Genomic DNA, 18,049 nt, shown 5'->3' on the forward strand with positions numbered 1-18,049 from the left:
TAATATTCAAATTCAACCTAATTATAAAAAATTACATGATATTCTTAAGTAACATTGCACATTATAAATTTGCATAGTATTTTATTATGATACATAAATACTATCAACTATTTACCGGCCAATATACCATAAATAATATCAACATACCTAACAAAATACTAAACAATCTAATGGTATACAAACATGCTGTGTATTACTGTCACATTAGTGTTACACACATAACATTTAGCACACAACAGTATCAAATTTATGTTACTTTTTAATTTTCGAAATTACTGAGTGTAACATACATTTATAATAAACAAATTTGAATTTCAAATTGTTACAACTTTTTCAACATTCTAAGCATTTTAAAACCATAAAAAAGTAATTATAACCTACTCCTCAAAATACAAGAACATTAACTATGTATGTGTAGTAAATAATTGGTAAGTAAAATATATTACAGCGCATCTAATCTATAATTTATACACATAAATATACCAGAGAATTCTTTCATTATTGAAAATCGCACACATCATACTACCATTAATCTCAGCTGACCCATTAAAAAAAGCATGTTCTCTAATTATACACCTAACACTAATAACTAAATTAACTATTATTACTATTGATACATATAATCAAGGAAGTCTACAACTATAACTTTTTAAGCACAAAAAGTTGCCATTATAGCATATATAAGCTTTTTTCTCATTTGCTTCACTACGTAGTGATGAAAGTTAAACTACAATAAATACAACTTCATATCATAGTTCACATTTTAGAATACTTAAAATATTACGTAGGGCTATAGCATATTACACCAGAGTTAACAGTAATTTAATTATAATTATTTTCTCTTGTAGATAATATACTATTACCTTGCTATGTATATTATTTGAGTATATCATTTTTTAATTAATCTAAAATAAAGGGTGCTAGTATGAGTAATAATACTAATACAAAATCATTGTTGTTTGGGTTTATAAAACAATTCATAGATCCAGTACTGCGTGATGAATCATTGCTATGGTCACAGAATAAGAACGTTACAGCTTCAAATAGCACAAAATCCCCTATTAATCAAAATAAATCAAGTATATCTGATATGAGCAAAAACAACAATTCAGAACAAAGTAGCACTGAACCAGTAAATACTCAATCTATACCTACTTCTGATGAACAGAGTATTGGTGAAACTGCAACAGATATTCATGATAATATACAATCTTCAACTGATCAGGATCAAACAATTATCTCAAGTACCTCTAACATTAACGAAAGCCCTCAATCTGAAACTTCGGAACAAAATGATACTGAGTCAGTAGATATTCAACTACCTACTTCTGATGAGCAGAGTATTAATAAAACTGCAACAGATACTAACGATAATATGCAATCGCCAACTGATCAGGATCAAGCAACTATCTCAAGTATTTCTAACATCAATGAAAGTTCTCAATCTGAAACTTTGGAACAAAGTGATACTGAGTCAGTAGATATTCAACTACCTACTTCTGATGAGCAGAGTATTAATAAAACTACAACAGATACTAACGATAATATACAATCGCCAACTGATCAGGATCAAACAACTATCTCAGGTACCCCTAACATCACCGAAAGTTCTCAATCTGAAACTTTGGAACAAAGTGATACTGAACTAGTAGATACTCAATCACCTACTTCTGATGAGCAGAGTATTAATAAAACTATAACAGATACTAACGATAATATACAATCGCCAACTAATCAGGATCAAACAACTATCTCAGGTACCCCTGACATCACCGAAAGTTCTCAATCTGAAACTTTGGAACAAAGTGATACTGAGCTAGTAAATACTCAATCACCTACTTCTGACGAAGCAGTATCGACAGATGCCTCAGAAAGTTCCAATGTAAATGATACAGTATCTATAATGACCACTGATGATAATGTATTTTTTGTATATAATACAGAATCTATAATTGATCAGGCTCACTCAATGATTTCAAGTACTCCCAGCATTAGCAAAAGCCATAAATCCGAAAATAGTACTTTAGAGCACAGTGGTGATGAGCAAACTCTACCTACCTCCGAAGATACATTAGAAGAAGGTATTCTTCAAACAACTCTAACCCCTGACAATCACTCTGAAGAAAGTGATTTAAAACAAAACGATAATCTTAATGGCATAAGTAGTAGCATATCTGATACAAGTACAAATAACAATTCAGAACAAAGTAGCACTGAACCAGTAAATACTCAATCTATACTTACTTCTGATGAACAGAGTATTGGTGAAACTGCAACAGATACTAACGATAATATACAATCGCCAACTGATCAGGATCAAACAATTATTTCAGGTACCCCTGACATCACCGAAAGTTCTCAATCTGAAACTTTGGAACAAAATGATACTGAGCTAGTAGATACTCTATCACTTCCTTCTGACGAAGTAGCATCAACAGCTACCTTAGAAAGTTCCAATGTAAAAGTAACTACTAATGACAGTGTATTTTTAGAGGACAGTGGTGGTAATGAGCAAACTCTACTTGCCGCTGATGCATTAGAAACAGATGTTCTTCAACAAGAAATTCTAACCCAAGGTCACCCTGAAGAAAGTGATTTAAAACAAAACGATAATCTTAATGGCATAAGTAGTAGCATATCTGATACCAGTACAAACAACAATTCAGAACAAAGTAGCATTGAACCAGTAAATACATCTATAACTACTTCTGATGAGCAGAGTATTGGTGAAACTGCAACAGATACTAATGATAATATACAATCGCCAACTGATCAGGATCAAACAACTATCTCAAGTACCCCTGACATCACCGAGAGTTCTCAATCTGAAACTTTGGAACAAAGTGATACTGAGCTAGTAGATACTCTATCACTTCCTTCTGACGAAGTAGTATCAACAGCTACCTTAGAAAGTTCCAATGTAAAAATAACTACTAACGACAGTGTATTTTTAGAGGACAGTGGTGGTAATGAGCAAACTCTACTTGCCGCTGATGCATTAGAAACAGATGTTCTTCAACAAGAAATTCTAACCCTTGAAGGTTATCCTGAAAAAAGTGATTTAAGCCAAAGCGATAGTTTTAGCACAAACATAAATGATGGTATACCACAGGCTACTTCAGATATTGTTATTGTATAAAAAAGCTCACATTAATAACAGCTATGATGGCAGGACTTTGTCCTTGCCATCCTGTAAGTTATGTTTTTATGTTTATAAATAACTATTTACTTATTTTAAATATATAAATGCCAGAAGATTGTTTTTGATTGATATTTCTTAATTAACGCTGTATATCTCTAATAATACAGCACCTTTACATTACGTCATATTATTCATAAAGATGCATAGTTACAATTTACACAAATAGCAACAATATAATACCGCATGTATAAGTCAGTAAACAAAAAATTTATTATAGTAACCTTAATCATCCCTTGATCCATGAAAATATTTTGTTTACATTAAAATAATAATCAATGTTAGCAATATTATTACATTTTGGTCACTACTAAATAGCTAATGCAAACAGCACTTGACACTTATCACTCTTGTATTATTTAAATAAGATATCACAAAGTTTATACTTTCCTATCCTGCTTACAATAATAAATCCTGCTTAAATAATAAATTATGTTACCTAACAATTGACAATTGTACCATCTTTCTCCAATACATTGGATACAACTTTACTGCTCATAGTACAATCACATTACTACATAAGCAATAATTTATACATCAAAAAGTGAAACCAACCTTATATCATACATAAAATAATCATATGTCACTTATGATTATGCATTCTAATATATAGTTGCTATTAATTTTATTGGAAAAAATACCGAATTAGTCCTTATGTTGAACTTAAAAACAAATACCACTTTGCAAAGATTACACTAAGTACAACACACAATTAATATTAACTTAATTTAACTGTACTCAATTGCTTATACAAAATAACCATGCTTCACTAAAGAAATCAATACTAGTCATGATAAAACCTCTTGCTTCTTTCAGCAGTAATTTAATTTACAGCACTATAAATATTTAAACATAAACTAGCTTTAACACAATAGAAAGTCAATCACCAATCTAATATGAAAGAAGCAAGCAATCCTACAACAACAAAGTTTTTTTTTATTTTTTCATATAACGGAAACAGTATCAGTACTCCCTATCAAAGGCAATACCTGAGATGATTCATCACTATTTTCATGCACTTCCCCAATAGCTGAACTATGCTGCACATCTTCAGACATAACATCATTACTATCACTTAGCCCATATATCATAGGAACAAAATGATGCACAACATACAAAACATGACCATGATCACATGGGCATCCCTTACTTTCAATAGATAACTGATTATCGCTTGTATCTAATTTCAAATCAGCTACCATATCTTTTCTAACTAAATCAGTATTATCATCACTCATAAACTATACTCCAAAGTATAAACCTAGCTTATATTTTACTACTAAAAAATTAAGATTGCAATTTTTAAATAGAATACACTTAATACAATAGCATACGTAAGCCACAATGTCTTAGATAATTCTCTTCCTATCTATTCAAATCACATGACTTTATAAAATACATTAACCAACCTTCTCATGACCTCTGTATAACAAAACTTACACTCTTTGCACTAATGATCATTATAAATGTTTATCATAAAAAGTTATTGCAAATAGTGCAAAAACATCAACTCATCACACCAAACTAATACTGCTTATTCGCTTATTATAATCTATATATCAAATAATATGTACTTTATACATAACCCACTTTTACTCACTAAATACCCTTACATTTTATATATTTTTAAAAATTTATTACTTAAAGAGCACGCATAACCTCTATAAGAGATATACTACTTGATATACAATTTATCTCTATTCATAAGTATTTTATTCTCTAGCTATATTTTACTTATAAAATTAGTACGTTTTATAACTCGTATAAATATTAAAAGATTATTTAATATAAATAGCATGTATTCATTAAAGTAATTTGCTAGCTATAACAACTAATATAAGCCCACTAGCCAAAATGCTACCACAATACTTAACAAACAAGATAAGTAATAATATTTGTATTAACATTTTGCATTTATTCATGTTATTCTATTATAACATCCAAAATATCAACTGTATCTTCCCCAAAAGTTAACGTATTTATTTTTTTAAGCCCATAATTATGAAATAAGTTTGCAACATCTAAGTTATTAAGCGATGAAACACCTTCATTACCAAATATTTTATTAGTCCTACACCATAATAATTGATCAACTAATTTTCTCTTTAATAGTTCAGTAATTAAAATACCACCACCTTCTACAAATAACCTAGTTATGCCTATATCAACAAGCTTCTTCATGGCATTTACAAAAAAATCATCACTTTGTACTAATAAATATTTTACATGCTTCAACTTTACGTCAACGTTATGATCAGTAAGTATATAAGTTGGTATAATGCTAGCAGTTTTAATTATGTTATAATTGTAATTAAGCTTACCAGATCTATCAATTATTACTCTTATAGGTGAATATTTTTCAAGCCCAGAAAGCCTGCAATCTAACATTGGATTATCTAAAACTACAGTATTACTTCCTACCATTATTGCATCATATATAGCACGTTGTTTGTGTACCCACGTTCTTGTCAATTGATTGGTAATCCACTTATTTTGTTTATTAGGTAAAGCTATTTTTCCGTCTAAAGTAGTAGCTATTTTTACTGTAACAAAAGGCCTGTTTTTTACTTTGCTATAGATAAATCCTATATTCATTTTATCTGCTTGTGCACGCATCACACCATACAATACTTCCAATCCTGCTTTTTGAAGTATTTTTATTCCTTTCCCTGATACTCGCTCATCAGGATCCTGACTCGCTATAACAATCTTACTAATACCAGCATTTATCAATTCCAAAGTACAAGGCCCTGTATTACCATAATGACAACATGGCTCTAAAGTAACATATACTGTTGCACCTTGCGACAAAGATCCTGCATTACGAATAGCCATTATTTCAGCATGTGGTCTTCCACCCTCTTGAGTCCAACCTCTTCCCACAATCATGCCAGAATTCACTATAACACACCCTACTGCAGGATTAGGATATACATTCCCTAGACCACGACTTGCAAGACGTAATGCCATCAACATAAATTTTTCATCATCATCCATAATGAAATACTCTATACAATGTTTTAGCTCTTGATATTTTTATGTAATGTTACTATATTCTCTCTAAATTCATGTATAAAAAGTTTTAAAGTTATGTCTATAGAAACCTCTAAAAATAATGCAGACACTAATGATACTACTCGTAATGAGAACACTCACAGTGATACCATTAACAATACGCAAGTATCTAAAAATGATGAAATACATAATAATAAACCCGCTCAAGGCCATCTAAAAGATCATAAAGAAACTAAAAAATTCACAGCAAGTATCAACAAAAAGCCTAATAAAGTATATGAAGAAAGTTTAGCAGAATTAGAACAATTAAAATCTCAATTAGAGCATGTAAAATCTCAGTTTCATCTTGCAGTTGCAGATAAGGAAAATATAAAACGTCTTATGAAGCAAAATATTGATGATGCAGTTGATCGTGCAATGTCTAATTTTACACGTGAAATCTTAATATCCTGTGACAACCTTGAAACCGCTATGCAAAACTTAAAAGAAGGCGATAGCATTCATGAAGGTATTTCTATGACATGGAAGGAATTAATCAATACTTTAGAGCGTCATGATATAAAGAGAATATATCCCTTAGGAGAAAAGTTCAACCCTCAATTTCATAAAGCTATATCACAAATAGTAAATGATGATACCCCTCCTGGCACTATTGTACAGGTCATACAAGCTGGGTATACTCTTAAAGCAAAATTAGTACGTCCAGCATCAGTAATCATTTCAAGAGCTAGTCAAGAGGAATAATTGTGAGTTTACCCATAGCTCTATCAGGTATACAGCCAAGTGGTAATGTTCATTTAGGTAATTATTTAGGTGCAATACATAATTGGGTACAAATACAAAATTCTTATTCTTGCTTTTTCTGTATAGCTGACTTGCATGCAATAACATCAAAAAAATATGCAAGTGAAAATCTTTTATCTAATAACATGAAACTTCTTGCTACATATCTAGCATGTGGCATAAATCCCAATAATGCAATAATTTTTGTCCAATCTTGCGTATCTGAACATACAGAATTATGTTGGTTACTAAGTTGCATAACACCTCTTGGATGGCTTAATAGAATGACTCAATTCAAAGACAAAAGGCAAAATGTAAGTTCTCTAGGATTATACAGTTATCCAGTGTTAATGGCCGCTGATATTTTATTATACAAAACAAATTTCGTACCTGTAGGCAATGATCAACAACAACATTTAGAATTAGCAAAAACTATTGCAAAAGCGTTTAATGCTCTATACGATATAGAGTATTTTCAAATACCGTTACCTATAATTCATAGTAACACAGCAAGAATTATGAGTCTGAGAAACGGTTTAAAAAAAATGAGCAAATCTGAAGTATCTGATTATTCTCGTATTAACCTTGATGATGAAGATGATATAATATTACGTAAAATCACAAAGGCCATCACTGATTCTACGTTAGGATTTGAATTTCACACTTTACAAAGTAGACCAGAAATCAATAACTTAATTAATATATATTCAATTTTAACTAATACATCAAAAGAAAAACTTTGCAGTACAATTAGCAATTATAGTACAAAACAATTTAAAAACTTATTATCAGACTTACTAATTCATACAATTAGCCCTATCAGAAAAAAAATTAAAGAGTTGCTTAATGAAACATCTTATCTTAAAATAATATTAAATAATGGAAATGAGCAAGCAAAATCCATTGCACACACACATATGAAAGAAATTAAGCATATCATTGGCCTCTTTACATAAAATTGGATACATTTGTACTATACTTTAAGTAAAAATCATAACCTAGTGCATCAGTTACATAATGTATAGACATATCTTGCTTGATATAAGCCGTTACAGCAATACTAAATACTTCTAGTAATTACGTTACAATCATTATACAAACTTAACATCAAATAAAATAACCATAAATCACTTAGTAATGCCTATACTTATTGCATTTAATAAAAGTTACATATACATCAACAGCACGTCTCTACAAAACACTGAACAATAATTGACATCACACACAAAAAAACTAACATATTTTTTTAGAAGCTATAACGCCATACAAAATTATATTATTTTACCAAACGCTTAAGTTTATAAATAGTGTATACTATACTAAATACACCTATGTAATAACATTATATTTCACATCACAATAGAAATGGTAACAGACCGTTAATTCTTAATGCAAATAAATATAAAAACAATTGCAAAGTTAGATACCATATTCCCCCCCCCCTATATTTATCACGATTTGTTCTACATGTTGAAAAATTACTACTAATTCTCAAACTTGAACTATATGTTTTCTTTTCACAACTAAAATATATATAATCAAAAAATCTTATTATTTTTTACACCAATCCTTTATATATATTCTAATAAAATCGATTTCAAAATAATAAACAATCAAACATATACTACGTAAAATATTAAAAAGCCTGCAAGGCTATAAAAAAATACGTGTAAAAACTACAAATAATTATAGCGATATGGTAATATTATTCTTATGGGTTCTATATAACTGTATGATTCTATATATAAACATTAAAAATGTTACCCTTTTCATAATGACATAAGTTTAATTACACTTAATATTTATTCTTTGTAGCTTCTTTTGTAATTTCATCAATACAGCATTGTATTAGTACGTATTACCTATTAGCACAATTAAAAAGACCAAAACAAAAGAACATTATACACGCTTATTATTTATAACCAAAGTTCACACTTAAATATAATTCGCTGTTATGCCATATAACCTTTATACCATAAAAGCAATTTTATATTTTTCCTCTATTCAAAGTAAATACACTTTTTAAAGACAAAAAGCTTTTAACTCTTACACTACACCATAAAAAACATTTATGATATAACCTACATAGCATTGTAATAAATCTACTGTACAAAATTTATTTATAATAACAAGAAACTTGCTCACATCATCCTATAGGACTAAATAACAACTTCACATATCAAATATTAAACAAATTATACGTTTAAGTATAAAAAACTTTCAACTTTTGTATAACATTATAAAAAATATTTGTAATATTACCTGCACCCATAGAAATAACTACATCACCTGCCTGAGTAATAACACTTAACATTTCTGCTATTGCATCAGAAGTGTCGATAAGCACAATATTATAAAATCCCTGCTCTTTTGTCACTCTTACCAAATCGCTACTGCTACAATGTAATATTTCCTCTTCACCTGCTGAATATACATTTGTCAAAATAACATAATCAAATTTTGTAAAAACATAAACAAAGTCACTAAAAAAATATTTAACACGTGTAAACCTATGAGGTTGTATAATACCTATAACTTTTCTTTGCGCAATACAAGATGCTGATAATAAAGAAGCTTCTATTTCAGTAGGATGATGAGCATAATCATCAATAAATTTTACGCCTTTTATCTCTTCAATCAAAGAAAATCTTCTTTTAACACCAGAAAAGCTTTCTATTCCTTTTATGACATCTTTAATTGAGATATCCAACTTTACAGCAACTGATATTGCAGCAGTAGCATTTCTAACATTATGATTACCTATAATAGGTAATTGTATATCTGTATACAGTCCACGTTGTATACCAAAAGCTATTGTAACATCAAAAACAATAACATTACGTTCCTGTCGTATATTAGAAGCATAAACATGATTATTCAAAGAACCCCCATAATTAACTTTGTTACAATTAATATCTTCTAACCCTTTAATGTTTATATCATCCGGCAATACAACAAATCCTGTATTAGATACACCTTTTAAAAATTTAATAAAGGCATCCTCTATAGCATTATAATTCTCATAATAATCAATATGTTCCAAATCAACATTTGTAATAACTGCTATTTCACATGAAGCATTGATCATCTTTCCATCAGATTCATCAATTTCAACAATTAGCCAATCTCCTTTACCAATTTTTACATTATTATTATAACTATTTGCTATACCTCCTATTAGTACCGTAGGATCCATATTAGCACATTCAAAAATAGATGATATTAAACCTGTAGTAGTTGTTTTTCCGTGTGAACCAACAACACATATAGAACGCTTCAAGCGCAAAAAATATAATAGTAAATCCACTCTGTGTAAAACAATTTTACAAGACAGAATAGCTGAATAAAGTTCAACATTATTATCCTGGATTGCACTAGAATAAACTACAACATGAGCATCCTTTACATAGCTATGATGATGACCAGTAAAAATAACAATACCTTTTTTTTTTAACCTTTCAGTATTGTTATTAACATTAACATCACTGCCTTGTACTATATAACCATAACCATGTACAAGCTGGGCTAAAGCGCTCATACCAATACCACCAATGCCAATAAAGTGAAATACTGTACAAGAAGAGAAAATGTCCGAAAGCATATTTATCTTATAATAATACATGCGGACGGAGTGGGATTCGAACCCACGGTACGCTATTAACGTACGTCAGTTTTCAAGACTGGTGCCTTAAACCACTCGGCCATCCGTCCACTTTACTTGTAACATAATCCTTAAAAATACGCAATATACTTCTCAGTGTTATTTTACTTATAAAATTTACTTACCTAACTTCACGTTACAGTCTCAATATTTGGATAGCTCTATAGTAAAAACAGATAAAACATCAATATACTGCCGATAACTCATAAAATTACTTGCTATTATTCCCTAAATTTCACATATCAAATATTATCAATAATGTATTAAAGTTATAGAACTAAATTCTACACTCATTTACTTTTATTGACTCTTCCTGAGGCACAAGAAACACTAATTTATGAATTATTGTACTATTCTGATATAATTGTGTGAAGAAATAAGAATTATAATAGCTCTCATTTCAAATACTCACATAAACATAAAATGCCGTAAGCTAAGTGGATTAATTTATTACCTATATCAAAAAAAATTATATTTTATGCTATATTACATATGCTATATTACAAATGAAATTCATTAACTATAACAATATTATAGCACATCTAAAGCTCTAAAAAATCATTAATACAAACATGACTAAAATTGCCATAGCCATTAGTTTCTGCATATTTTGTAAAAATATTGACTTTTACACACAACTTCCCTATAATACTAAGAGTGTATAAAATAGAGTTACCTATATGACCAATCTTAAAGTAAGTATGATGTATGTTAAATTAGAAAGTCTTCAACTAAATAAAAATCACGTTGTTATTTCCAGTGACAGCATTGTTATCGAATACAATGAACATCTCCATCATTTACTAATAAAAAAAAATAATTATTTACAGCATTTTAACAATGTCAAGATTGAACAATTAGATATAGGTTTCCATAATCAACAACTATATGCTAGTTTCCATATGGAAGGTTATAAAGCTAAAAATGTTAATAACATTATTAAACCATTTAGGTCACAAGCTTGCAATTTATATGCAAGCCAAAAACTGTATAATGTAAGATGTGATCAGTTGAATCCACATGGTTTTACAGCACATACACACAGCTACTAAGCAGTTCTTAAAGTTACTTATAATTAATTATAACATATATGTTCGTACATATCACAAGTTAGTGTAATATTGCTGCCATACATTCATAACAACATATATTCTAGGCAATGCACTATTATAATCAGGTTTCATGATTAAAAATTGAACAATTAAGTAGCTATATCATATAAATAATTACTTGTGCATAACTTTCTCCATATAAGTTTTAATCTAATTTGAGAATTCATAACCATAATACTCTATGTTAACAAATAGTAGCAGAAGTAATATAGACAAGCTCTTTCTTATCATAGTTATTACTAAAAATCTATATCCTAATAGCGTTTTGATAGTAGTTAATTAATAACACCATAAACTATATGAAAAAAGGCTATTATCACAAACTAATTAAGCAGCTACACATACTAAATTATTCAATGATAAATCTTATTTCCTAATAAAAGTATACTTTTTTATATTTATTATGTAGTATATAACTTACCATAAAATTCAGTTTTCAATAAAAATTACTGATATGATAGATTTAGCATAAAATATATTAATTTTTTAATCACACAACTGTTATGCCATGATTTATACTTTAAAATTGAAATAAAGTAGATAATAAACTTTACATATGGAAAATATATTATTAAGATATATCATAAATTTTATTTTTAAAAATGGTCATTTATATGATAGATCTTATATTTAACATGCAACGTGTTGACTTACGTAACATTTGTACTGATAAAAATATTTCTATTGCCAATGACAATATAACTGTGCAATTTAATGCAGATAATAAAACTTTAGCAACAACAACCAATAACTTTTCCTGGTATTTTAAAAATGTTAAAGCTGAACAATTAATTCAGAACCTCGATAACGTAAATATTAATTTTTACATACAAAACTACAACCATAAATTGCTTAATAATATTATAAAAGAGTGCCAGTCAGATAATCATAATATTTACGTGAACTATCGTAATGTAAATACTAAACAATTAAGTCACAATTCTTTAACTACTAATACCCAAGATCTTATAGTAAACATGCAACATGTTTCAAATTTTATTGTCACTAGTTCGCAGGTTATTATTAGCAATAAAGAGATCAAAATTTTACTTGATAAATACGTCAATAATTTAGTAATAAAACAAAATAATGTTTATACATATTTTCGCCATGCCAATATTAAACAAATAAGCAAGAGCCTTGATAACATAAACGTTAGTTTTCATATACAAAAATCTACAGCTCAAAACATTTATAATGTAACCAAAAAATTTGAATCACACGATTGCAATATATATGTAAGTAACTATAATTCAAATACTAAAAAATTAAGCTGCAATTCACTGGTTAACACAGAAAGTATTGCTAAGCAATCAAATTATAGATTACTAGATGATGCAGCAAATCTCAAACAACCAAGCGTTAGTTCTTTGAACAATGTAACAAGTTTAAATTATAGTTTTCTAGATGATGCAGAAAATCTTAAACAACCAAGCACTAGTTCTTTAAATAATGTAACAAGTATTGATGCTCAACAATTAAATTACAGTTTTCTAGATGATGCAGCAAGTCTTAAACAACCAAGCACTCATTCATTAGCTGATATAAGTATTGAACAATTAAATCTCCGTGCTTTCAAAAAACCATCATTGGCTAATATCTAACCATATTAAGAAACACATTATACTGTATCATATAAAGTTCTTAGTTGAGTATCAATCTTAAGTTGTTAATATTAATTACGTCTTATAATAAGAATTTACGCTTTCATATTAAATATCTGTTAATCCGCATAAAAATAAATATAAATAATTATATTTGCTCCACTTCTTTATTTATTTCAGTAGTTATTCAAGCAATTTGTCAAGATTTAATCATTAGTAGCGTTATATAATATTAATAATAATGATTACACTAATATAATCCATTATCTCAAAAGGATTATGACTTTAACACAAACCTAATGAAACTTAACTTTTATATATTAATGATTTATAACAACATAGTTTCTAAGGTACTCACATAATAAACCCTAAAGTATATAAATAATGTTATAATGTTAATTATAATATCAGAAACTTATGGGTATGCAATCACTATTGCTAATATTATACTAGCAAAATCTAATCGCAATGCATGATAAAAAATAATCATCATTTATTATATTTGGCAATACATACGCTAATCAATTAAATTTTATTTCTAAAAATTTACATACTAGTCTTACGTACCATACTTTTATACTTCTGGTATTACTAGTGACAACCCTATATAGGAAGGAAATTACACAGTGTATGTAGTTGGCAATAATAAACACTATTAACATAATCAAAAAATTATGATGATTTTTTTTTCGAGCTATAAAAAATTTTATTAAAATATATTAATAATATAAACATATTATCTAAAAATTTAGCTTGTTTACATACACTTAATAACATATAATTATCTATAATTAGTTTTCTAAGGTTGCATACATGATTGATTTTACAGTACATATGAATGATGTTGACTTAAGTAATTTTCACGTTAGTGAAGATGGCTTTACTGTCACTAGCGGAAACACTACCATTGAATCTCATAAACATTCATCTAGAGGTGATGCACCTGACTATAATATGTTAACAATAAAAAGTATTTCAGCTGGTAGCGGTTATGAGAACTATTTTGCAGATTTTTACAACGTAAAAATTAACCTAATGCAATTAGATTTTAATAGCTACAATAAACAAATAGACATTAGCTTTTCTGTTCCAGATGCTACAGATATAGAAATTGATAATGTTATTAACACATTCACATCACAAGATTTTACAATACATGTAAATAAGTAATATATCTGCAGAGGCATATTGATTAACATTTAATGACTTTAATTAGTACTGTACACCTATAAAAAACAACTTTTTGCTATTACTAAAGTAATAGCATTAAGAAATGTTACCGTATTATTATTTAATGAATAAGTTATTATAACATTTTTTTACACTCACTTATTGTACTATAGAATTAAACATAGTTAGTTAGAAAGCTTGTGGTGATAGTGAAGAACTAAATTATAGATATCTATGCAAAGTACAGTTGTTGCAACATTTACAACAAAAGCAATAGGTTAGCAATTTTACTTCACTAAAAAACTTGATATATATTAAGTACTATAAATTAGGACAATAACATACTAAAACAAACTCTTGTATGAACATATTGTACATATAAATATAGAATTATCTCTTGATTTTTCTACTACTTTCGTAAAATCAAATCTAACATAATATCACTTCTTCTAGTCAGCATAATAACCCTACTTACTTACTACTATACAGAAAATAGCCAACTACATTGCAAACACTAATGTTTTTATGCTACATGCTTAAGAAATAACATAAGCATATATATTTTAACGCTCATATAAATCAAAACATTGATAAAAAAATACTGAATTAAGCAATTTGAAATTAAATAAGTGTGTAATTATAAATTCAAACAATAACTTTCACATCTCATTTTATAATAATAACACCATATGGTATATAGAGCTTTTGTATCCTGTTTTCTAGCATTTCATTCCATACTTATAGCATATCTTTATTGAAATTTAAGATTTATTCTTTATACCTTCATCTTTTAAATAAAAGGTATGGTATGATTGATTCACAATCTCTATTTCACAATTCTCCTGACAACTCTCAAGATACAGATATTTCAATAAATTACCTATATGTTGGCATGCACATGCAAAATATTAATTATGCTAATATTGAAAATAACAATTTAAAAGTTAACAGCGAAAATGCAAACATTGAATTCAATAACATGTATGATGACAAAAATTCAAATATTAATGTTGAAATGAATAATCACACATTAACTATAAAAGATGCAAATGTTATAAGCAGCAAAATAGATGTAAGCAATAAATATTATAATGCTGAATTCTTAGTAAAACCACAAGATTTACAGTATGATAGATCACATTTTACCACAAACATACAACAACTAGATCATGGTTCATACATAACAGTCACAGCTATGAACGTTTTTCCATTTCAACAGCCACCAATTAATTAATGTATTCAATGTAAAAATGATACAATAATTAAAATAGCTACGGGACCAAACCCGTAGCTTATTTTATTCTTCTTTACTGATACTATTTATAATGAATGATTAATAATAGACCTTTTCATTACTCATAATTTAAGCAGTAAATATTATACCTACAGTAAGGTATATTAAGTATATAAGATTTGAATAATAGAGAGTCGCCTTATAACCAGTGTAAAGCTTATATAATATATTTTATACAAGATATTTCATAATGCAGCAATCTAGACATAATTTTATATCATCAACTAAATTTTATACATAAAAACTATCACAAATATCTTTACAAAATAATTTAACAATATCAATTTATATCTATAAATAGTTACTTACTTTACTACTAACAATAACTCAAGAATAAAAACTTGTTTCAAAACTTTTTTAATACAATTGCCACCTAATTTTTATAGTAAATAATATTACTACTTTTCGTCTACCTTAGACATTAAATACATTCATCAAAACATTATTATACCGTATTTATATTGCTCTCGAAACTTAAATATGTAGTGCATTATTTTATTTCAACAAAAACATTAACATTCACTATATGTACTTTTATCATATCCTAATTTCAGTACATATATTACATTCAAAATTGATTATGTTTATTATAAGCTTGTTGATAAGCTTATACATGCAAATTTACCCTTGCTCAGCTTTTTATCACTATATACAATAGCTGATTTATAGTTACCAACCAAATTATCATTTATCAAGTACGCTAAAAACATATTATCACAAACCCTAAAAATCCATTACATATCTACAGGTATTTATTAAAGTAACCATTATATCAATAATAAAATATGCTTTATATTATAAAGCATATATAAATACTAAATAACAGCATATAAATATTATTATGATTTTAACAACTATACCATTTCATGATTAATTCTCGACACAAGATTATATAAAAGAGCTTATTTATTAAAAAATAGTAAGGCTGTTAGTAACATATTTTATAATGAAGTAGTTTTTTCCAACACCCCTCCCCCTTAATTTTAAGTTATATCAAAAATATAAAATACGATAACAATATACTTTTCTTTCATAAATTTAAACATCCAATAACTTCAAAGATAGAACATTTCTAAATTATGTAAGCATATGCCTCACAGAAACACAATTTAATAGAAAACTTATCTATACAATAAAAGTGTAAAAATGATTATCATAAACATATCTTACACTTATATAAGTATTTTCACAAAATTTAACAAAATCAAAAACATACATATTACAAATCATATACAAAAATTACTTTTCCTTTAAAATATAAATATATTTATAGCTACACACTTATAAAACCACAAATTAAGAAGTTAATTAATTCAAATTTAATGTATGAGCATTATATCTTTATTTTTTTATATAAATGGTAATAGACATGACGGATTCACAGCACTCAAATTTTGAGTCACATAAACATGAAATTAATACCAAAATTAGCCCCACCAACAAGCTATATGCTGACATATTCCTGGACAACATAGACCTCGAGCAAATAAGCATTAATAACTACCAGTACGAATTTCAAAATAAAGATCTTTATATCGTATTCGATAACCCACAAAACCTACAAGAGTCTTTATCAGATGATATAATATTTACATCAAATAATCAAAGTGCAAATGTTAGGATTTTATTTGATGATCATAAAATAACTCTTGATAATGTCAAAATGTTAACATGCATACTAGATTTACACGAAAATTACCTCTATGCTGAAGTTGAACTACCTACACAAGATTATAAATTTGATGAAAAACCTTTTATTGAAAAAATAAGCATACCATATCATTCATCACATATTACAATAGACTACACTTTCTCTTTTTAGCCTAAGATCTATATAGCTACGGCCTATAACCGTAGCTATAAAAAGCATCAATGCTATTAAACACGTATACATTGTTTATATAAATCTATATAAGATGTTACCAAAAATGTTTTCGTGAAATCAAAACAACACTCATTTTTAAACGATTTATCTTGAAACTCTACAAAAGGTACTTTTTAAAAAACAATTATTAACTGTTAATACATCAACAGTTACACACAACATTATTTATGCTTAAAAAATAACTCACTATGATCATTTATATTTTTTAGTAATCTCTAAGTTATCTATTTCACATATTACAAAATGAAAAAGAATATTAAATTATTTAATTATAAATTATATCAAATATATTGTAATAAGGCTATAATAGCATACCAATAAAAGCT

12 protein-coding genes and 1 tRNA gene are annotated in these 18,049 nt (G+C 27.7%); 8 read left to right on the plus strand and 5 right to left on the minus strand.

The features are described from left to right. The first annotated feature begins 925 nt into the window (after positions 1-925). The gene (locus NLO413_RS02845; RefSeq protein WP_045809006.1) at positions 926-3,139 is read left to right on the plus strand and encodes a midas domain-containing protein; all 2,214 of its coding nucleotides are present in this window, start codon (positions 926-928) and stop codon (positions 3,137-3,139) included. 1,004 nt (positions 3,140-4,143) lie between these two features. On the opposite strand, the gene NLO413_RS02850 is transcribed toward NLO413_RS02845, so the two are convergent. Further along, on the minus strand, positions 4,144-4,437 hold the full coding sequence (locus tag NLO413_RS02850; RefSeq protein ID WP_045809007.1) for a hypothetical protein: 294 nt from the start codon (positions 4,435-4,437) through the stop codon (positions 4,144-4,146). Positions 4,438-5,122: 685 nt separating this feature from the next. Then, entirely contained in the window at positions 5,123-6,196 is a 1,074-nt protein-coding gene (ribD, locus tag NLO413_RS02855; protein ID WP_045809008.1) for a bifunctional diaminohydroxyphosphoribosylaminopyrimidine deaminase/5-amino-6-(5-phosphoribosylamino)uracil reductase RibD, read from the minus strand. A gap of 93 nt (positions 6,197-6,289) precedes the next feature. Here ribD and NLO413_RS02860 point away from each other — a divergent pair, with 93 nt between their 5' ends. Both NLO413_RS02860 and trpS read left to right on the plus strand, forming a co-directional pair. Further along, on the plus strand, positions 6,290-6,958 hold the full coding sequence (locus NLO413_RS02860) for a nucleotide exchange factor GrpE (RefSeq protein WP_084229808.1): 669 nt from the start codon (positions 6,290-6,292) through the stop codon (positions 6,956-6,958). Positions 6,959-6,960: 2 nt separating this feature from the next. After that, entirely contained in the window at positions 6,961-7,953 is a 993-nt protein-coding gene (gene trpS / locus NLO413_RS02865) for a tryptophan--tRNA ligase (protein WP_045809009.1), read from the plus strand. Positions 7,954-9,200: 1,247 nt separating this feature from the next. Here trpS and murC read toward each other — a convergent pair. Continuing rightward, positions 9,201-10,598, minus strand: a complete 1,398-nt coding sequence (murC, locus tag NLO413_RS02870; protein WP_045809386.1) for a UDP-N-acetylmuramate--L-alanine ligase — start codon at positions 10,596-10,598, stop codon at positions 9,201-9,203. A gap of 22 nt (positions 10,599-10,620) precedes the next feature. Then, positions 10,621-10,708 (minus strand) — tRNA-Ser (locus tag NLO413_RS02875). Between the two features lie 630 nt (positions 10,709-11,338). Here NLO413_RS02875 and NLO413_RS02880 point away from each other — a divergent pair. The 4 genes from NLO413_RS02880 (at position 11,339) to NLO413_RS02895 (ending at position 15,778) form a co-directional block, all read left to right on the plus strand. Continuing rightward, entirely contained in the window at positions 11,339-11,710 is a 372-nt protein-coding gene (locus NLO413_RS02880; protein ID WP_045809010.1) for a hypothetical protein, read from the plus strand. A gap of 674 nt (positions 11,711-12,384) precedes the next feature. Beyond that, complete coding sequence (locus tag NLO413_RS02885; protein ID WP_045809011.1) at positions 12,385-13,374, plus strand: hypothetical protein; 990 nt, start codon at positions 12,385-12,387, stop codon at positions 13,372-13,374. A gap of 813 nt (positions 13,375-14,187) precedes the next feature. Continuing rightward, entirely contained in the window at positions 14,188-14,544 is a 357-nt protein-coding gene (locus NLO413_RS02890) for a hypothetical protein (protein WP_045809012.1), read from the plus strand. 808 nt (positions 14,545-15,352) lie between these two features. After that, the gene (locus NLO413_RS02895; RefSeq protein WP_045809013.1) at positions 15,353-15,778 is read left to right on the plus strand and encodes a hypothetical protein; all 426 of its coding nucleotides are present in this window, start codon (positions 15,353-15,355) and stop codon (positions 15,776-15,778) included. A gap of 647 nt (positions 15,779-16,425) precedes the next feature. Here NLO413_RS02895 and NLO413_RS04960 read toward each other — a convergent pair. After that, positions 16,426-16,548 (minus strand): hypothetical protein, encoded by a 123-nt coding sequence (locus tag NLO413_RS04960; RefSeq protein ID WP_269744822.1) that lies wholly within the window; start codon positions 16,546-16,548, stop codon positions 16,426-16,428. A 659-nt stretch (positions 16,549-17,207) separates the two neighbouring features. On the opposite strand from NLO413_RS04960, the gene NLO413_RS02900 reads away from it, so the two are divergent. After that, complete coding sequence (locus NLO413_RS02900; protein WP_045809014.1) at positions 17,208-17,660, plus strand: hypothetical protein; 453 nt, start codon at positions 17,208-17,210, stop codon at positions 17,658-17,660. Positions 17,661-18,049 lie beyond the last annotated feature (389 nt).

It is taken from the genome of Candidatus Neoehrlichia procyonis str. RAC413 (genome assembly GCF_000964795.1).
GTDB lineage: Bacteria > Pseudomonadota > Alphaproteobacteria > Rickettsiales > Anaplasmataceae > Neoehrlichia > Neoehrlichia procyonis.